The organism is Chitinophaga sp. 10T418, from assembly GCF_056394125.1.
The window spans coordinates 397,517-416,460 of the sequence record NZ_JBFTHG010000005.1 but is presented as its reverse complement, the minus strand read 5'-3'; the positions used below and the strand labels follow the sequence as shown (position 1 = coordinate 416,460).

The window sequence follows — 18,944 nt, the reverse complement described above, 5'->3', positions numbered from 1 at the left end:
TTAATTGCATTGCAACATGAAGAAAACATTTAAATATATAAGTGCACTCACGCTGGTACTGGCAACAGTTGCCGGTTGCAACGAGAAAGAATTTCTGAAGCAAACCGATCCAAATAAAATTACTGATGCAACTTTCTGGAAAGATGAGTCCAGCGTAAGTGCTGCACTGGGTGCCACTTACAGCCCATTGCGCTCTTCGCTTTACGGATACTGGGGTTCCTACCAGGGCATTCAGGATATTAATGCGTTGGGAGATGATGTATTCACGCTGCCTGGAGAAGAACCCGGCACCTGGGGGGTGGCTACTTTCTCCAACGATGAAAATAATGGTGATCTGAGCGGTATCTTCAGCAACACGTATCAGTGTATACATCGCGCCAACCTCTTGTTGTCGAAGATAGGGACTATCAATATGAGTCAGGAGAAGAAAACCCTCTACATGGCAGAAGCTAAATTTCTGCGCGGCTTATCTTATTATATCCTGGCTTCCAACTGGGGCGGGGTACCGTTGAGAACCACACCGCTGGAAACGACCGATGGTTATGCGACTCCCTGCAGTACGAAGGAGGAAGTATGGCAACAGGTAGTGGCTGATCTGACAGACGCAAAGGCAGGGCTCCCGGAAAAACGTGATCCCAAAGAACTGGGCAGGGTAACCAGTGGCGCCGCCATTGCTTACCTGGGTAAAGCATATATGTTTATGGAAGATTATGCAAAAGCAGAGACCACTTTCGACCTGCTTTTCAAACCTCCCTATGCTTATGCACTCGTGGATAATTACGAAGATAATTTTACCGACAAAAATGAAAATAATACGGAATCGGTGTTTGAATGGACGTTTGCTCCCATAGGTGACCAGTACGGTGCCTGGAGCACAGAGTCGCCTAATTCGCCGATGTACAACTACCTGCCGCAGTTTATCGGGCCCCCGGCTGGTGGCGGATGGTTTAAATATGTACCTTCCAATTACCTGGTAAAGGAGTTTGTGAAAGAAAAACGCCCTGCGGGTGCTGATACCAAATTTGATAAAAGAATGTATGCTTCCCTGATGTGGAAACATTCCACACTGGGTGAAGCGGATGTGACCTGGTATGATGGACGAACCTTTGACCAGCTCTGGACGTCTGCGCTCTCCAAAACAGTACGCCTGTATCCGGATACACCACTGGATACCACTACCAACGGTCGTTTCCTGATTAAGAAAGGTACGAGCGCATGGCGTAGTGTAGCAAACGCCGACAACTATTGGGGCCCTACGCCTTCTACTGCTAACTACCGCGTGGTACGTTTTGCGGAAATACTGTTATTGCGTGCCGAAGCAGCAGCTCAAAACGGTAATAATGGCAAAGCTATCGACGACATCAGCAAAATCAGGGCAAGAGCCGGGCTGGCAGTTAAAACAGCAGCAGACCTGCCTGGTAAACCTGAAATCCTCGCTGAAATTGATCATCAGAAACTACTCGAATTGTTCTTTGAACAAAACCGTGTTTATGATATCAGAAGATGGAATAAAAGCGCGCCTCAACTGGCAGCTTTGCTGACAGCGCATCAGAAACAAGGCGCCAACGTTTTCCAGGCGAAACACTTTGTTTTTCCAATACCGGCAGGTGAATTGAAATCTAATCCCAAAGCAACACAGAACGCGCTTTGGAAGTAAGATCCCACGGATTTTGTCTTTACCAGGATTATACTGATTTTTTAGCTTAAATAACTGACTATCCTTTTTTAGAAGACCCTGTTTTATAAATATCACAATGCTAAATTAAATCATCAACATCAGTATAATCCTGGCAAAGACAATCGCCGAAGGCGATCTCCTTCGCTAAACACAACAAATGAAAAAACATTACCTCGTTTTACTCGCCTTTCTGATAGCATCCGCTGCCTGCCATCATCCGGATAAAAAAGCACCATTGCCTTATTGGCTGCAGGACGCTTTTAGTGTGGATAGTATGCAACCGGAAAAAATACCTGCCCGTTTTAAAGAAGGGTATATATTACTCAGTCAGCGCGATGAACCAGGTGTTTTGTACCTGTTGAATGCCCGGGGTGGTGTGGTGTGGTATCACCAGGTAAAAGGGACCGGTTTTAAAACGGCACACTTTACCACACACCAAACATTACTCTGCATTCTTGGGAACAAAGAATATGCGACCAGCTATGGCAACCAGATCATGGAGTTATCCTTCAACGGCGACACCCTGCGCAACCTGCAGAAAGGCCAGGCAGATTTTATTGCCAATGCACACCATGAAGTACTGCTCAACCCGGACAATAATATTGTACTGTTAAATACGGTAGAACGGATGGTTGATCTCTCGTCACGGGGAGGCGGCCCGCGTGATACGGTACGTAGTGACGGGATCCTGGTGCTGGACCGCAAAGGGCATAAGCTATGGGAGTGGACGGTGTTTGATGCACTGGAACCAGCTGCCGATAAGGATATCATGAGTAATCGCCTGGACTGGATGCATGCCAATAGCCTGAGTTATGATAAAGACGGTAATTACCTGATCTCTTTTTATAACAACGGACAGATCTGGAAACTGGATGCCCGCACCGGCAAAGTTATCTGGAAGTTCGGGCGAAACGGGGATTTCAGCTTCCCGGATTCCGCCGCTTTCGATATGGGTCATGCAGTGCATATGAATGCTGAAAACGACCTGATGTTATTTGACAATGGAGTATCCCGTCAACAATCGCAAACACTGGCCTTTCATCTGAACGAGGGCGCTAAAACAGCTACCGTCACCCTTCGTTCCCCCATACCTGCTTACCTGTTCAATGACAGGATGGGCAGCGCTTACCTCGTAGACCATAACAGCATATTGCAATGTTGTTCCAAACGGAATACCGTATTGCTTACAGACCGGCAAGGGACGCCACTCTGGCGCCTGCGTTGTAATTTTATTCCCTACCGTGCGGAATTTATTTCCCCGGAGCAGTTGCCTTCTTTTATTGTTAATTAATTTTCAGGAAGATAAATACCTCTGCAGTTATGAAGAAAATACAGAGACTTGTTACGGGCGGTTTCGTCATGGCCACCGCTGCTATTGTTTTTTATTCCTGCCAGTCGAATGTAAAGAGCGCAGAAAAAGAGGAGAAAAAGGAGAATGTAGTAACAGCGGTATTACTCCAGGTAGATTCGGCCGCTATACCCAACGATAAATACGGGGAGGCTGTCAGGTATGGCCAGGAACTAATGTATAATACCGCCTACTATATAGGGCCTGAAGGTATTAACGGCAAATACCTGGGCAATAAAATGAATTGTACCAACTGTCATCAACAAGGAGGTACCAAACCATTTTCTTTCAACCTCATGTTATCCCATGAGCATTATCCCCAGTACCGCGCCAGAGAAGGGCATGTATTGACGCTGGCAGAAAGGGTCAACAACTGTGTTACCCGTCCGCACAACGGTCGCCCGCTGCCACTGGATAGCAAAGAGATGGTCGCTTTCCTGTCTTATTTCAGGTGGATCAATAGCTTTGTGCCGAAGGACAAGCCCTCCAAAGGCGTCAAAAACCTGGAGGTCACCCTGCCGGATGTAGCCGCCAGCCCGGAACGTGGCGAAAAATTATACGTACAACATTGCGCCCGTTGCCATGGCGCCGAAGGAGAGGGGCAGCTGCGTAATGATAAAGTTACTTATACCTATCCACCGCTATGGGGCCGGTATGGCTATCAGCCAGGTTCCAGCATGCACCGCGTAATTAAGCAGGCACAGTGGCTAAAAGCCAATATGCCTTACGATAAGGCTACCTGGGATAAACCCTTCCTCTCTGATGCCGAAGCCATGGATATTGCCGCTTTTGTAAATGACGACAGCAGGCATCACCGCCCGGATGTAAAGAACTTCGACTATCCGCATATAGAAGAGAAGGCAATCGACTATGATAAAGGACCTTTTGCGGATACCTTTTCTACAGCCCAGCATAAGTATGGACCTTATCTGCCGGTGATAGATTACTGGAAAGGCAAAGGCTGGAAACCTTCTTACTGATTTGTGCTATTAGAAACAGAACATATTTCCTAGATTTAGGAATGCGTTCTGTTTTACTTACTCTATTACTGATGCATGTCTTTGGCAGCATCATGGCACAGCCACTACGTGTAGCCGTAGCCGGTGTATCTCACGGGCATGCTGCTTTTATATTAGGCCGCCCCGATAAAGGTGATATTCAGATTGTCGGCATCTACGAGCCGGACATCGCATTGGCGAAGCTCCGGGCTAAACAATACCATCTTCCCGAAAATTTATTCTATACCCGTCTTGATCAAATGCTGGATGCGGTAAAGCCCGCAGCAGTGCTGGCCTTTGGCGCTATTAAAGCACACAGGGAAGCGGTGGAAGCGGCTGCCCCCCGGCATATTCATGTGATGGTGGAAAAGCCCCTGGCCACTACCATAACAGATGCCCTGTGGATGGACTCGCTGGCACGCCGGTATCATATCCGGCTACTCACCGACTATGAAACCAGTTGGTATCCTTCCGTAGCTAAAACGTTTCAACTGTTGAACGATAGTAGTTTTGCAGGGCAGGTAAGAAAAGTAACCATAAATGACGGGCACCAGGGACCCAAAGAAATTGGCTGCGGTCCTGAATTCCTGCAGTGGCTCACCGATCCTGTATTGAACGGTGGTGGTGCACTGATGGATTTTGGCTGCTATGGCGCCAACCTGATGACCCACCTCATGAAAAATCGTTTGCCCGTATCCGTTACAGCAGTCGCCCGTCACTATAAACCACTGGTATATCCCAAAGTAGAAGATGATGCCACCATCCTGGTAGATTACGGCGATGCGCAATGTACCATACAAGCCTCCTGGAACTGGACCTTCAGCCGTAAAGACATGGAAATATATGGAGATAAAGGATACCTGATAGCTGCTGATAAAAATACCCTGGTACAACGTAATAATGAACGCACGCCTGCCATTACCAGGCATATAACGGCTACGGATGTACCGGTATATGAAGATCCTTTCCGCTACCTGATCGATGTACTGAACGGCAGTATTAAAATGCCGGATCACGGTTTGTACGCACCTGCCAATAATGTAATTGTGGTACGTATTCTCACCGCAGCCAGGGAATCAGTACGTACCGGTAAAACGGTTAAATTCTGATTCATGGGTCCCTGGTTAGATATTTGTGCGCAATGTGGCGCCCGCCATCACCGCAAGGTTTCAGACATGCTGCTGCCGGAGGTGATATGCGACCGTTGTGGGACTGTAAAAATTAATGCGCCGGAAACAATCGCGAAAACAACAGAACTGCTGGCCAGGAATAACTGGTACGCAGGATTCGTGGATCTCCTTTTTTCTATGGAGGAACGACTGGGAATTGAATATGAAGACGCTGATTTTCCTCACCCGCTTATAACGGCAAAACAGTTGGTGACTGTCACCGTATCAAGATGTGGGACCGCTGTTACTCCAACGGAAACGTTACAGTTGATAGAAGAATTCACCGGGAAAGTCATCAGTGATCCCGATGCACCACTGGAGCTATAATGCAACACTATCCGGGAAGCCTTCTTCCCGGATAGTACCCCCCTTATCAATACCCGCCAATCGCTTTTTTATACCTGATCTGTGCCATCAGGTAATCGTATTGCGTTTTAATATATTGCTGTTCTACTGAGCTGATGGACCTTTCCGTTTCGAGTAAGTTGTTATAGGCAAAACTTCCCAGCGCAAATTCCTTTTGTTGTTGTTGATAAATTTTTTCAGAGAGATCATAATTCCTGCGGGTAGTCTGCATATTCAAGAGCGCGTTATTCAGTTCTGTGGACGCCTGTTGTATGTCGAACAACACATCGGCGGTTTGCTGTTGCAGCTGAGCAGTGGATTGTTGTGTTTTAAGTTGATAATTCCGGATGTTATGCTGGTTTTTAATATTGCCGGAGATAGGAATACTTATTTTCATACCGGCATAACTGAATGGACTCCACCATTCATGTTGGGTATAGTTGAAGTCGTTGTATAAATATTGCTGAGAATAGTTGGCCATAATCGATATGGATGGAATGGCAAATTGCCGGGCTTTGCGTAGCTGTAGTTGAATATCCTGTTGTTCCAGCCGCAGTTGTTTGATCTCTGTTCTGTTCAGATAGCTGTCATTTTCCGGTATGGCAGGCGTTTCATTGATACCTAGTGTATCCGTTAACGTTAGCGAGTCCGTAACAGGAATGTTTACCTGGTATTTCAATCCGTTCATGGCGAGTGCATAATTCTGGGTGGCGCTCACCGTGGTGATTTTTGCATTTTCATAGTCCAGCTGGGCGCGGAGGTAATCTGTTTCAATGAGGGCGCCCTGATGATATTTGCCGGCAGCCAGCGTATAATACTCGTGGAAGCGTTGTTCATCCTGGCTGGCAATATGTTGTTGTAACCCTTTCAGCAATACATTATAATAGGCGGTGGCAATCTGGATTTTGATATTGATTTCATCCGACCTGTTTTTTTCTTTTTGCAGGGCGAAGTTATTCCTTGCAATTTTTATGTCGGTGTTAAGCGTGGGTTGTAATATTGGTTGCTGCAGCTCAATACCCAGTATGGTTGCGTTTTTGGCGCCGAGTGCCAGCAGCTCCGCTTTATCCAGTCCTCCGAAACCGGGTGGAATAAAAGTCGCCTGCAGTTGGGTATTGTACCGGATGTTTCCATCTGCGCCGATATCCGGCAACCATTCTTTTTTGCTTTTCTGCAAGGCATTATCCGCGAGGGTGATATTGTATTTGTTGGCCTGTATATCATAGCGGTTGGCCAAACCCATATTGATGGCTTGTTGCAGGCTTACGTTGACAGGGCTGCCTGTTTGTGCACCGGCATTGAGTGCAATGCCTGAAAGTATCATGAGAAAAAAACGTTTCATTGATTTGTATTTGTAAGTGGTGTCTGAATCCACCAGGTTAATGCGCATCTGTTACCGCAACAGGGACATTTGATTTTTTATACCGGATCATCAGGATAAGGGGGACCGCCAGCAACATAATCAATGCGACCACCATAAATCCATGATTGTAACTGACCAGCAGCTGTTGTTTGTTTAAAGTGGCATCCGTGAGCTGCCAGGCCAGCTGTGTTGACTCATCGGGTCCATAGCTCTGGCTGGCCATACTTTGGGTAAGACCATTGACATAATCGGCGCTTATCGGATTGTATGGATTGATAGCCGGGATCATATTGTTTCGCACAAATGCATTTTCATGACTGAGGTAGATGTTCAGCAATGCTACGCCCAGCGCACCTCCCAGCTGCCGCAACATATTGGATAAACCAATCGCCTGCGCGAGGTCTTTACCATTAAGACCAGCCGTGGCGAGTCCCATTACGGGCATCACCATCATTACAGCGCCTACGCCGCGTATCATAAACGGCCAGAAGAAATTGCTGCTATTGGAATCAGGCGAAGAAAATGACAGCATGACCAGGTAGATGCAGGTACATGCTAATCCCGTCAGGATAATGATTTTAGGGTTTATACCTTTTTCCATGGTTTTCTTTGCAATGATCATCCCGATAATGGTAACCAGCATACCCGGAATCATGAAGGCGCCGGTTTGTGTAGCCGTCCAGCCCAGTGATACCTGTACAAAGAGGGGGAAAATAAAGAGGGTGCCGGTCATGATAATACCTACAATCAGGTTCATGGTACTGCCCATGGCCAGGTTGAAATTCCGGTACAGACGAAGATTTACGGCGGGGTAGTCGATGCGTAGTTCCCGGATTACAAAGGCCACCAGGCCAATAATGGAAAGGATGAAAAAGAAGGTGATTTCGTTACTGGAAAACCAGTCGGCGGTGGTGCCTTCTTCCAGGATATACTGGAGGGAGCCAATGCCGATGGTCAGGAAGAGGATCCCCCATACATCTATTCTTGGTTTGGTAATGCCGGGAAGGTCCTGCACAAATTTCCAGGAAAGACTGGCCGCCAGGATACCAATAGGTACGTTCAGGAAAAAGATCCAGTGCCAGGAAAAGTTATCGGTGATGTAGCCGCCCAGGATGGGACCAAAAGAAGGGCCTAGGATGACGCCCAATCCGAAGATCACCAGGCCGGTAGTTCTTTCCTCCGGTGGAAAGGCGTCCATGATAATACTTTGGGAGGTAGATAATATACCACCGCCACCAATTCCCTGTATGAAGCGCCAGAAGACCAGCATCCAAAGGTTGCCGGAGCAGCCGCACATAAAGGAGGAAAAGGTAAAGAGGGCTACGGAGGAGGTGAAGTATAATTTTCTGCCAAACAAATTAGACAACATGCCGGAGAGCGGAATCACGATAACGTTTGCAATACTATAGGCCGTAATGACCCAGGCTATTTCGGTAGTGGTAGCACCGATATTACCACTGATTTCGCGCAGGGATACATTGACCACAGTGGTATCAATCAGTTCGAGTACGGCACAGGAAATTGCGGTGATCAGCAATATCCATCTGGCGGAGCCGGTAGGATAAGTGATAGGAGGTAGTGCAGTAGTGGTAGTCATGTTATTGGATATTAATCTTCACGAAGGCACTCAGGCCGGGAAAAAGGGAACTGCCTTTATCCTGTGTAAAGTGATCAATGGCGATGCGGATGGGGAAACGCTGCGTGATTTTAATGAAGTTGCCGGTAGCATTATCCGCAGGCAGCAGCGAAAATTTGGCGCCAGTAGCGCCGCTGAAAGAGGCTACATGGCCACGGAGAGGAGCATCAGGATAGGCATCCAGCGTTATTTCCACCGGCTGACCAGTTTTGATTTTATGTAGCTCTGTTTCCTTGAAATTGGCCGTCACCCATAAATGCTGGTTATCTATCATCGCGCAGAGTGTTTGTCCGATGCTGATGTATTGTCCTTCTTTGATAGCGCGTTTCGTTACAAAACCATCAAAGGGAGCGGTTACATAGGCGTGGCTGAGTTCTTCCTGCGCCAGTTTCAGTTCAGCCTGTCGTTGCTTCACCAGTGCCTGGGTAGCGGATATTTGCTGATGTTCAGCTTTGGCCTGGGTTTGCAAACCGATAGAGGTGGTCATGGTGCTTTGTTCCTTGTTTATTGCTTTTTCATAATCTGCTTTTGCCAGTAGGAGAGTGGTTTTAACCGCTTCGTGTTGTTCCTGCGTGGTGGCTTTGATGTTAAGCAATTGGAGAGATCTGTCGAGGTCTCTGTTCGCTTTTTCAAGATTGGCGGCAGCGGCGGCAATGGTTTGTTTGTCGGAGGCTGCATTTTGCAGGGAGGCGTTAGCGCTTTGGCTACTGGCCAGCGCTTTCAGATCTGAGGCGCTGAGGTTTTGTTCTGCATTTTCCAGCAGTGCCACTGCCTGTTGTACTTTGGCTTGCAGGGCTATTGTATTCAGTAGCACCAGGGTATCACCCTTTTTCACCGGTTGATTATCGGTAAAGTGGATGGCATCTATGTAGGCGGCTACACCGGAACGGATGGTCACAATGTCGCCGTCCAGTTGTGCATTGTCTGTGGAGGTGAAGGACCTGGATTTTACCAGGAAATAAACACCTGTACCTGCTGCAACCACGGCTATCAGGGAAATGATCAGCAGTCTTAATGGCTTCTTCTTCATGTGAATAGTTTGATCGTTAAATATAAACCGAACGATCGGTTTGTTTTGTAAATGAAAAAAATGATGATCTTGTTGGCCGGTATTGGATAACGCTGTTACTAGACCTGGTATTATCACCTTCGGTGTCCGGACATTCATTGCTGCTGGATTGCAATTTGTTGGCACATGGATATCCGTACGGAAATAATTCCGACCAGTCGGTATGTTTTTAAGCCTAAAAAAATGGAATCGTTATCAATTCCGTTGTGAGGGATGATGATGTGTCTATTTCCATCTTCCCGCTACTGCTATGCTTTTCAGCAAATGGCAGTAGCCTGCGTAATTATGCTTTTATGGCGTTAAATAATCCATCCCAAAGAGGCTGTATATCTTTTGCTGCTTTATGCATTGAATCAGTTACGATGGCGTTAATCCCAATACCATCACCGGTATAAATAAACAGTCTGGCAATTTGAATGTCTGTCATGGCAGATTTGATTTCTCCTTTTTTTCTGGATGTTTTTACGATATCGGTCCATGCCCTTAGTTCCTCTTTTTGCCGCTCCAGGTGTTCTGCTCTGAAATTTGGCAGGATTTTCAGTGCATCGAAAATGAGCATATAGTGATTCGTTGTAAAATCAGCTCCTATCATATATTTGGCCGTCTTCATCTGCCGCTCAATATGCGCGATATATTCATTATAAAAATCGCGTAGTGAGTCTTTCGGAAAAGAAGCGTATTTCACGGTCATTACATCTCCATAAAAATAATTAATGACTTCTTCAAACACCTGTTCCTTGCTGCTGAAATAGTGATAGAATGCACCTTTCGACAGCCCTGTTTCCGTTACTATCTCTTTCATCGTCACTTCTTTAAAGCTTTTCTGTAAAAAGAGTTTTAAAGAAGCAGTGAGAATAAGTTCCTTTGAATCATTCATAAAAAAACCGACCATTTGGTATGTAAAAGTAGGACTTTTTTTATTTCCGCCAAATTAATTTGCCGCTTACCGTAGGGATGATGGGAGGTATTGCAGCCGTGAATAGTTATCCGCAGCAGACCTGGTGCGGATAAATACCCCACGTTTCATAGAGAACACTGACATTTTCTATTATATTGCAGCCTAAATTTTTACCGCCCATGAAATCCGTTGTTAATTATTTCAACCTGATAGGAGAATTTACGAACCCTGCTACCTTTATATGGGGTGCAATTCTCACTGGACTGCTAGCTTTTATTGTTGCCCTGGTATTGGTTATTTTATTACGTAAACACATCCTGATTGACCGTTCCCATAAAGTACTCCGGTTCATCGCCTATACTTATTTTATCCTGTTGCCACTGCTGGCAGGATTTTTTGGTTTTAAGTGGGGCTTCTTTAACAGCGTGCGAAAAGACATTAAAACGCATGCAGGCGTATATGCGAAGCATGTACCTTCTATCTTTGATGAACAGGCTAACAGCGCAATAAAGCACATGTTCGGTGCCAAGCAGGGGGGCGCTTCTTCCATTGCCGGTCTGACCTCCAACCAGCTGATAGATACGGTAGGAGTAGTGATATATGACGTATATGGCAAAACCCTGGAACAACGCGCCTCTCTGGATGGTGTACAAGGTAAGCTGGCGGCTTTCATGCTTCGTACCACCAAAGGAGCGGGTATTGCTTTCGTCATCAAAAAATATATCAGGAAATTATTGACGGAAAAGCTGGGTCTTCATGAAGAGGTGAGCGCTGACCTGATGCAAACAGAAATCGCTTCCATCATAAACGGTGGGCTGTTTGTAAACATTGCCCTGATACAGGTAGATCATTTTCTCAAAGGCCTGCAAAAAGGTGTATTAATTACCTTTCTTCTCATTTTTGCTATCCCCTGTATCGAAATAGGTGTGGCCCATTACCTGCATCGTAAGCGTATTAAGGCGGTGCCGCAACCGGTAACTGCCTGATAAAATGGATGATATCTTAGTCGTTTTAACCGGCTAAGATATCATCCCTGTTGTTTAGATAATATTTACCTGCCATATGAAAGGAAATGCCATTCAATTATATCTGTTTTAAATCCGGTTTTTTATCCGGCTGCGATCTTTTTAGCCATAAGAAATCGTAACTTAACTATAAGTAAACAGGATAGGCGTTAACGTTATTTCATGTCATATGAAAACAGGTACTATGAGATTTAGCTGTTTCAATATCATTGTCCTCCCCATCATCATTGTGTTATCCGCTGTCAGTGCTCAAGCTCAGCAGCCCGCCTCATTCAACAACACTTATCAGCTGTTAAGCCGGTTTATGGATACGGCACTCATCCCCATGAAAACCGGAGGTACCAGCCTTGCTTTTTCCTTAAAGGCGGAAATTGATCATGGTGAAATCACGAAGCTGGATTGTTCCACTAATGTGGCCGGAGATCTGAAACCACGCTTCTTTCGTTTGCAGGAGCTGGATATACGCTGGAATAAGTTTACGGGTAAGAGTGGAAAATATTATGTGATCATTCCCGTGTATTTTATAGTAGAACATGCCTCCGGGAAAATACAACTGAATTCAAAAACAGAATTTACCAACGGGTTTTATTTCGATGATGGAGATCTGTTTGACAACAAACCACTGAATAATTTTTTCTTCTTAAAACCTATTTACCTGCAACGCTACTTCTGATGAAGGCTTCGCATGTTGCAGTCTGTATTGCGAAGGCGTGACCCCTTCAAATCGTTTGAAGAATTTGGTAAAATTAGAATTGTCGAAAGTCAGTTTGTCGGCGATATCTGTAATTGTGAGCGTTGAATGCGCCAGCATCTTCCGGGCCTCGTCCATCAATCTCTTCTCAAAAAAATAACAGGGTGCATGATTGGTATGCAGCTTAATGGTATTACTCAGGTGCACCGGATGAATGAACATTTGGCTGGCAAAGTCTTTAATATGATACATCTGATCAATGCTGCCATCCATGATCTGATCAATATGTTTGTTGACAGCTTCAATAAATGTAGCGGTAATTTCTGCTTTCCTGGATTGATATTTCTGAGGAAGTGCGGGCATGATTAAAAAGATGAATAATAAAGGTACTAAATAAAAAAGCATCTATTCATCATGTTATAAAGGTCTCGCTGATTTTAACAAATCGAAAAGGTTACCTTTTCCTGCTTCGGCGTATAAAGTTAAAATTCTCCTGTTATGCGCCCTTCACTTTACTATTTAATGATCCCGGTATTAGGCATGTGTGCCTGCAGTGCCCACCATATGTCTCCGGAAGAAAAAGCTTACGCAGCTACTGCTGACTCCACCACTTTTTCCAACGACATCACCAGTATTAATTCCCCATCCCGTAAAAGAGTAAAGTCGGCAGATGCGCGATGCCGTGTCCCCAGCGTGTTTGAAGCCACTTCAAAATTGGAACGGCTGGTTACCAGCTTAGGTGGGGTAGTAGTAGAAAGTAGTTTGCAAAATGAGTCGGTGCAGCAATACCAGTTGCCTTACAGTACAGATTCTATTAAAAGTATTCAGCTGTATACACCCACTGCTAATCTTACTTTAAAAGTACCTGTAGAGCGCCTGGACTCTGTAGACCAGTCACTCACCGCGATCGCCAGTTTTATAGAACATCGTGTCATCAAAGACCAGGACATGACGTTGAAATACCTGGCCAACGCAATGAAGAATGAGCAACATGAAGTGAAAACGGCAAAAGAAGAAAAAGTCGCCGAAAGACGCGAGAAAATCGCCGCGAAACGTGCGCCATCCGCTACTGTAAATGTAAACACAACGGTGTCGCCTGCGAGCGAAGAAGCATCCCAAAATGCCGTCGCCTACCAGGATCAGAAAGATGATGCAGTAATAGATCGCAGAATAAATAACCTTGCGATTTTAGATGATGTAGCTTATTCTACGCTCACGATACAGTTATATCAGCCACAGGTGACAGACGTACAGATCGTGCTCAACCCCGCACAGATCAGCCGTGCAGGGTTTGGTACTGAGTTGCTGACAGCGGTTAAAAATGGTGCAGAAGTACTCCGCAACATTCTCCTGTTTTTTGTGCAGATATGGCCTTTCCTGCTGGCCTTTTTGTTAGGCTGGATCGGCTACCGGAAATTAATCCTGCGTAGAAGTTAAGAAAGATTCCAATATAGCATTAAACTCCGCCGGTAGTTCCATCATAGGAGCATGGCCGCATTTGGAAAGCATGACCAGTTCTGCATTCGGCAGATAGCGCTTGAATTCCAGGGCCACGTCCGGCGGAGTAATTTTATCTTCTTCTCCCCATATCAGTAAAACAGATGTAGGGATATCCGGCAGAATAGCCGCTACATAATTACGCTGGGCCGACTTGGCCATTTTTATAATGTGAAAACATTTTCGGGCATTGGTGGTAGTGGCAAATACTTCGGCTACCAGTGCATCAGTAGCAGTAGCCGGATCGTAGAAAGTATAGGCTACGCGCTCTTTTATATAAGCATAATTACTTCGCTTAGGATAACTACCCATACTGGTATTTTCATAGAGCCCGGAACTGCCGGTAAGAACTAACCTGGCTACTTTTTCCGGATACTGGTGTGTGTATAGGATGGCTACATGGCCTCCCAGCGAATTGCCTACCAGGATAACGTTTTCCAGTTGAGCAGTTTGAATATAACCAGCCAGGAACTTAACCAGGTAATCCAGGTTATCATCTCCATGCTGATCATAAATAGGCAATGGTGGAATGTGAATATCGAAACGTGATTCAAAGTGTGTAACAACGCCCTCCCAGTTACTTAATCCGCCAAAAAGCCCATGCAATAAAATCATGCTTTGTTTCATGGTGTTTTTGATACAAAGCTATTGCACAACTCAGCGTAAGATCGTGATCTCAGTCACAAAAGTTGCGGGTCTGATCCAGCAGGTATAAACGCGCTCTGCTTAAGGCTTCGCGGCTGGTATAGAGATAGCGGGCAATATTGGTCAGCGATATTTTTTGTATGATAAAAGGGCGGCGTTCCAGGAGGAACTTATAACGTTGCAGCGGGCTTTTTAAAGAGAGAATATATTGGTGTTCAGATTGTTGTTCCAATAATTCCTGGTATAGTTGCAGGTTTACATGCAACAGATTCATATGCAGATCATAGAGGGGCTGCAGCTTTTTGATATTTATTCTCAATATCACAGCGTCTTCCACGGCAATGATGCTTACAGCGGAAGGAGCTTTCTTATTGTAGCTTTCACAGTTGGCCAGAAAGTCATCAATGAAACCGAATTTTACGATTTTCTCGTTTCCTTCTTCATCCAGGATCGAAAATTTAAACATCCCTGATATAACAAAAGCTGAATAACGGGCTACTTTTCCATAGCGCAAAAATGAATCTCCTTTTTTGATGTGCTTTACGGTGGCAATGGAATCCAGTAGCTGCCATTCTGCCTCCGTAACAACCGGATATTTTTTCATGAGACGATGGTACACAGCTGGTAATTCGTATTTCATGCGGGCATTTGTTTGATTGCAAGATAGCTTTTTTTAGCTTTTAGCCATTAGCCATTAGCTTTTAGAAAAAATGCAGCGGACAACATAATATATATGTTTATCTCCGCTGCATTTTTTCTAAAAGCTAATGGCTAATGGCTAAAAGCTAAATCGCTATTTCTTCGCCTGATCTCTTAATGCTTTTACTTTATCATGTGAACGTTTCAGTTCATCTTTTTGCTGAGCTAATAACTCCCGGATATAAGCTGGCAGATTTTCATGATCCAACGCATCTTTATAAGCCCGTTGTGCGGCGTCTTCGCCTGCTTCGCAGTTAGACAGTACGGTATGACGGTCGTGGCCTGTAAACACCGCTTTTACATCCATCCATGCACGATATACTTTACCACTGGTGGTAGTGCTGTTTTCCATGGTACCACCGGTAGCCTGTACTTCATTACCCAGTGCATTGCGGAGCTGGTGACTTTCAGCGATCATGTCTGTGAAAAGCGCTTTCAGGTCAGCATCTTCCGGTTTAGCTTCTTTCAAAGCTTTTTCATAGCCTTCAATACGGTCATTGTTAATGGCTATCAGGTCATTCAGTACCTCATTGGTAGCAGCTGTTGTTATAGTTTCCATGGTTAAGTTTTTTTTAGTGTATCAGGTAGGTGCCATAAAACATGCCAACAGATTTAACTATTTTCAGCCTTTGTCATAAAATCGGAGTAAAGTATGCGTTTGCTGTTGTTGTCAATGAGTTGTTTCCTGTTACAGTCTGCTTACGCAGGAGGACTCTCATCCTGGCTGAAACCTACGCCAGGGGGGAATAAGATGGAGTATGACGGTACAAGTGCCTATCGTGCGGAGCTACAGTGGACAAAATGCCCGGGCACGCCATCAGATAGTATTTATTTCCATGAATGGTATTTTTACCGGAATTATATCATTGGAGAACGGGATAGCGGGGTATATGTGATTGCAAATGAAACTACCTGTACCGCAATTACCTTCCATTGTGTAGAAGTGTTTAATCACTATGTGGCAGAACATCACCTTAGCCCGATTTTCTGGAAGCGTACTTATGACCCCATTCACCCCGGAGAGCAATTGGATAACTTATTATTTGCTGCGTTTATGTTAAGCCCGGTAGTAGTGCCGGTACTACTTTTCTATTTATTTCTGCTGGGTGGATTGTTCTTTGGTAAAAAGAGGTCTGCCATTAAAATAATCTTCCTGGTAGCACTTCCGCTGTGGGTGCTGATAGTGGCTTTATTACAGGGATGTCCCCAGAGCCTGTAGGAATAATCCGGTACACCGCTGTTTCCTGGTAACGGGAAGCTACCACGATTTCCGTTCCATTTGCATGCTGGTTGAAAAGATCCTGTACCAGTTCGGGGCTATTATTATCCCTGGAAAGGTGGGACAACAACAAATGGCTCATAAAAGCCGGGCGGTAATTATTAAATATTTCCAGCGCCTGTGCATTGGATAAATGTCCTTTACCACCGCTGATGCGCTTTTTCAGGTAGTAAGGATATCTGCCCTTGTCCAGCATTTCAGTATCGTAATTGGCTTCCAGGAAGGCCGCATGGCATTGCTGGAAATGACGGATCACGTGTTCGCAGGGAGCTCCGATGTCCGTAAATATCCCGATGGTAACCGCGTTACCAGTCACTATGAAGCTATGTGGTTCGGAGGCGTCATGATGTTTGGGAAAAGCAGTTACTGCCAGTGAACCTATCTGCACCGGTTCGTAGGGGTTGAATGACATTACCAGTTGTTCATCCAGGGTGAGTCCCCCGTGCGTAAGGGTGCTTTGGGTGATGTATACCGGGAGTCGGTATTTTTTTGCCAATACCGTTACACCGCGGATATGATCTATGTGTTCATGTGAAATAAATATCGCTTTTACTTTCGTCATTGTCAGCCCCAGGCGGGCCATTCTCTTTTCCGTTTCCCTGCAGGAGATGCCTGCATCCACCAGTACCGCTTCGCTGTCATTACCAATGTAATAACAGTTGCCGTTACTTCCCGAATTCAATGATGTAATAAATAGTGACATGCCGACAAAGGTAGAATTTCATGTTGAGATTTGAAGTGGCTGTTATTTGTAAATGCAACTATGTTGCATATTGTTTTTTAAGGTATATTTGCGTTGGCACATTTCACTGCCTTTATTACTATGCTATTGATAGAATGGGGTATATCACCGGAAATTTTCCGCATCGGCGGTTTTGCCTTACGGTATTACAGTATAGGCTTTATACTGGCCTTTGTGGGGGCTTATATAGTGTTATGGCATGTATTCCGGCAGGAGCACCGTACCCGGGAAACATTAGACCGGCTGCTGATTTATATAATGGCTGGTACATTGATAGGTGCACGCCTGGGGCATTGTTTCTTTTATGATTTTGCCTATTACAAATATCATCTTTGGGAGATATTCCTGCCTTTTACCTTTACAGGTGGTCATTTCGAATTCACCGGTTACCAGGGACTGGCCAGCCATGGCGCGGCCATCGGTATCCTGGTGGCGGCGTTGTTGTTCAGCTTTCGTTACCGGGTTCCTTTGATCTGGCTGCTGGATCGTTTGGCCCTGGTAGTGCCGCTGGCAGGATGTTTTATCCGCATCGGCAACTTTTTCAACTCTGAAATCATCGGTATACCTTCCCGGCTTCCCTGGGCGGTGGTATTTACACGGGTAGATGCGCTGCCGCGTCATCCTGCCCAGTTGTATGAGGCGATTTGTTATGCCCTCATCTTCGGCGCCCTGTGGTACGGGTATAAACAGCAGATCCCCATCACAAAACCCGGGCGCCTGTTTGGTTGTTTGCTGATACTGGTATTTACCGCCCGTTTTATCATTGAGTTTGTAAAGGAAAACCAGGTGGCATTTGAAAAAGGGCATTTATTGAATATGGGACAGCTCCTGAGTATCCCGCTGATTATGCTGGGCATTTATTTTTTTAATTTTTATAAAAAGAGATATGAAGGGAGATAAGCAGATTAAGGTATACATTTTAACCGGGTTCCTGGGGGCGGGCAAAACTACTATTTTGAATAGTCTGCTGTCGCAGTTTACCGGTTACCGGAATATTGTCATAGAAAATGAGTTTGGAAAAGTGAACATCGATGCCGGATTAATTGAAGAAAAAATAGATCAGCTATATGAACTTACCAGCGGCTGTATCTGTTGCTCGCTCGACAATGACCTGCTTGATGTACTGGGTGGCATATTGCGTAACGAACAGCACCCGGATCACGTGTTCATCGAAACTACCGGCATTGCCGATGTTGGCAATATTATCGGCATGTTCCATATCCCTGATGTGAAACGGCATTATACCCTGGTCAGCACCATCTGCATTGTGGACGCAGAGAATGTATTTGAACGCCTGCAACAGGTCCCGGAAACCGGTAAACAAATCTCCTGCGCAGATGTGATCATCATCAATAAAATAAAACACGTGGCAGTACCGCAACTGATTTATTTATCGCAGCAGCTGGAGCAAATGAACCCGCTGGCTTTCATCACCACCACTCACAATGGCACTATTTCGTTACAGGATCTGCAGTTCCCGGAGAAGCCACTGGTTCCGCGTGAACCAGTTCCGCTGGTAAAATCCCCGCATAAAGTCAATACCGTATTGTTTGAATCTCCGGAGGCTTTTGATCTGAATATGCTCGTATATGTGCTTGATTTTCATTGTAACGTATACCCGGACCAGTTATATCGTATTAAAGGGTATATACAGGTGAAAGATAGTCGGGAGCGGATGCTGGTGCAATCTACCGGGAAGTACCTGCATATACTGCCGGCAGGAGAGTGGGGAGAGGAGCCTCCCTCGTCAACGTTGGTGTTTATCGGGAAAGAGTTAAAAACGGCCACCATACAGCGGATATTGGCGCCTGCACTGAGAGCGGTGATCCGATAACCGGGGAATGATCGCAGCCGGAAAATAT

Annotated in this window: 20 protein-coding genes; 11 read left to right on the top strand and 9 right to left on the bottom strand. The window is 45.5% G+C overall.

The window, feature by feature from the left end:
* Positions 1–16 precede the first annotated feature (16 nt).
* The 5 genes from AC1DCV_RS16925 to AC1DCV_RS16905 all read left to right on the top strand — a co-directional run bounded on the left by AC1DCV_RS16925 (position 17) and on the right by AC1DCV_RS16905 (position 5,520).
* Positions 17–1,657, top strand: a complete 1,641-nt coding sequence (locus tag AC1DCV_RS16925) for a RagB/SusD family nutrient uptake outer membrane protein (protein ID WP_477024240.1) — start codon at positions 17–19, stop codon at positions 1,655–1,657.
* Between the two features lie 178 nt (positions 1,658–1,835).
* On the top strand, positions 1,836–2,969 hold the full coding sequence (locus AC1DCV_RS16920) for an aryl-sulfate sulfotransferase (RefSeq protein WP_477024239.1): 1,134 nt from the start codon (positions 1,836–1,838) through the stop codon (positions 2,967–2,969).
* 29 nt (positions 2,970–2,998) lie between these two features.
* The gene (locus AC1DCV_RS16915) at positions 2,999–4,006 is read left to right on the top strand and encodes a c-type cytochrome (protein WP_477024238.1); all 1,008 of its coding nucleotides are present in this window, start codon (positions 2,999–3,001) and stop codon (positions 4,004–4,006) included.
* Between the two features lie 71 nt (positions 4,007–4,077).
* The gene (locus tag AC1DCV_RS16910; protein ID WP_477024237.1) at positions 4,078–5,133 is read left to right on the top strand and encodes a Gfo/Idh/MocA family protein; all 1,056 of its coding nucleotides are present in this window, start codon (positions 4,078–4,080) and stop codon (positions 5,131–5,133) included.
* Between the two features lie 3 nt (positions 5,134–5,136).
* Entirely contained in the window at positions 5,137–5,520 is a 384-nt protein-coding gene (locus AC1DCV_RS16905; protein ID WP_477024236.1) for a hypothetical protein, read from the top strand.
* Positions 5,521–5,566: 46 nt separating this feature from the next.
* Here AC1DCV_RS16905 and AC1DCV_RS16900 read toward each other — a convergent pair whose 3' ends face one another.
* The 4 genes from AC1DCV_RS16900 to AC1DCV_RS16885 form a co-directional block, all read right to left on the bottom strand.
* A complete protein-coding gene (locus AC1DCV_RS16900) occupies positions 5,567–6,880 on the bottom strand; it encodes a TolC family protein (RefSeq protein WP_477024235.1) in 1,314 nt (437 codons plus the stop codon).
* A 37-nt stretch (positions 6,881–6,917) separates the two neighbouring features.
* The gene (locus tag AC1DCV_RS16895) at positions 6,918–8,498 is read right to left on the bottom strand and encodes a DHA2 family efflux MFS transporter permease subunit (RefSeq protein ID WP_477024234.1); all 1,581 of its coding nucleotides are present in this window, start codon (positions 8,496–8,498) and stop codon (positions 6,918–6,920) included.
* A gap of 1 nt (position 8,499) precedes the next feature.
* Complete coding sequence (locus AC1DCV_RS16890) at positions 8,500–9,567, bottom strand: HlyD family secretion protein (protein WP_477024233.1); 1,068 nt, start codon at positions 9,565–9,567, stop codon at positions 8,500–8,502.
* 322 nt (positions 9,568–9,889) lie between these two features.
* A complete protein-coding gene (locus AC1DCV_RS16885; protein WP_477024232.1) occupies positions 9,890–10,483 on the bottom strand; it encodes a TetR/AcrR family transcriptional regulator in 594 nt (197 codons plus the stop codon).
* 200 nt (positions 10,484–10,683) lie between these two features.
* On the opposite strand from AC1DCV_RS16885, the gene AC1DCV_RS16880 reads away from it, so the two are divergent.
* Positions 10,684–11,490 carry a hypothetical protein gene (locus AC1DCV_RS16880; protein ID WP_477024231.1) on the top strand — a complete coding sequence of 269 codons (807 nt, stop codon included), beginning with the start codon at positions 10,684–10,686 and terminating at the stop codon, positions 11,488–11,490.
* 223 nt (positions 11,491–11,713) lie between these two features.
* On the top strand, positions 11,714–12,202 hold the full coding sequence (locus AC1DCV_RS16875) for a hypothetical protein (protein ID WP_477024230.1): 489 nt from the start codon (positions 11,714–11,716) through the stop codon (positions 12,200–12,202).
* Here the strand turns inward: AC1DCV_RS16875 and AC1DCV_RS16870 are convergent.
* The gene (locus AC1DCV_RS16870) at positions 12,170–12,583 is read right to left on the bottom strand and encodes a helix-turn-helix domain-containing protein (RefSeq protein ID WP_477024229.1); all 414 of its coding nucleotides are present in this window, start codon (positions 12,581–12,583) and stop codon (positions 12,170–12,172) included. The two genes, AC1DCV_RS16875 and AC1DCV_RS16870, sit on opposite strands and share 33 nt — an antisense overlap.
* A gap of 135 nt (positions 12,584–12,718) precedes the next feature.
* Here AC1DCV_RS16870 and AC1DCV_RS16865 point away from each other — a divergent pair, with 135 nt between their 5' ends.
* A complete protein-coding gene (locus tag AC1DCV_RS16865) occupies positions 12,719–13,657 on the top strand; it encodes a DUF4349 domain-containing protein (RefSeq protein WP_477024228.1) in 939 nt (312 codons plus the stop codon).
* On the opposite strand, the gene AC1DCV_RS16860 is transcribed toward AC1DCV_RS16865, so the two are convergent.
* The 3 genes from AC1DCV_RS16860 to AC1DCV_RS16850 all read right to left on the bottom strand — a co-directional run bounded on the left by AC1DCV_RS16860 (position 13,637) and on the right by AC1DCV_RS16850 (position 15,620).
* A complete protein-coding gene (locus tag AC1DCV_RS16860; protein ID WP_477024227.1) occupies positions 13,637–14,344 on the bottom strand; it encodes an alpha/beta fold hydrolase in 708 nt (235 codons plus the stop codon). The genes AC1DCV_RS16865 and AC1DCV_RS16860 overlap by 21 nt on opposite strands.
* Positions 14,345–14,393: 49 nt before the next feature.
* On the bottom strand, positions 14,394–15,002 hold the full coding sequence (locus AC1DCV_RS16855; protein WP_477024226.1) for a Crp/Fnr family transcriptional regulator: 609 nt from the start codon (positions 15,000–15,002) through the stop codon (positions 14,394–14,396).
* Positions 15,003–15,155: 153 nt separating this feature from the next.
* Positions 15,156–15,620 carry a PA2169 family four-helix-bundle protein gene (locus AC1DCV_RS16850; protein ID WP_477024225.1) on the bottom strand — a complete coding sequence of 155 codons (465 nt, stop codon included), beginning with the start codon at positions 15,618–15,620 and terminating at the stop codon, positions 15,156–15,158.
* A gap of 93 nt (positions 15,621–15,713) precedes the next feature.
* Between AC1DCV_RS16850 and AC1DCV_RS16845 the strand changes: the two genes are divergently transcribed.
* Positions 15,714–16,280: a hypothetical protein gene (locus AC1DCV_RS16845; RefSeq protein ID WP_477024224.1), complete on the top strand. Its 567-nt coding sequence runs from the start codon at positions 15,714–15,716 to the stop codon at positions 16,278–16,280.
* Here AC1DCV_RS16845 and AC1DCV_RS16840 read toward each other — a convergent pair.
* Complete coding sequence (locus AC1DCV_RS16840) at positions 16,201–17,043, bottom strand: MBL fold metallo-hydrolase (protein ID WP_477024223.1); 843 nt, start codon at positions 17,041–17,043, stop codon at positions 16,201–16,203. The two genes, AC1DCV_RS16845 and AC1DCV_RS16840, sit on opposite strands and share 80 nt — an antisense overlap.
* Positions 17,044–17,136: 93 nt before the next feature.
* Between AC1DCV_RS16840 and lgt the strand changes: the two genes are divergently transcribed.
* Entirely contained in the window at positions 17,137–17,982 is an 846-nt protein-coding gene (gene lgt, locus AC1DCV_RS16835; RefSeq protein WP_477024222.1) for a prolipoprotein diacylglyceryl transferase, read from the top strand.
* Positions 17,969–18,916 (top strand): CobW family GTP-binding protein, encoded by a 948-nt coding sequence (locus tag AC1DCV_RS16830; RefSeq protein ID WP_477024221.1) that lies wholly within the window; start codon positions 17,969–17,971, stop codon positions 18,914–18,916. The genes lgt and AC1DCV_RS16830 overlap by 14 nt, the downstream gene beginning before the upstream one ends.
* The last annotated feature ends 28 nt before the right edge of the window (positions 18,917–18,944 follow it).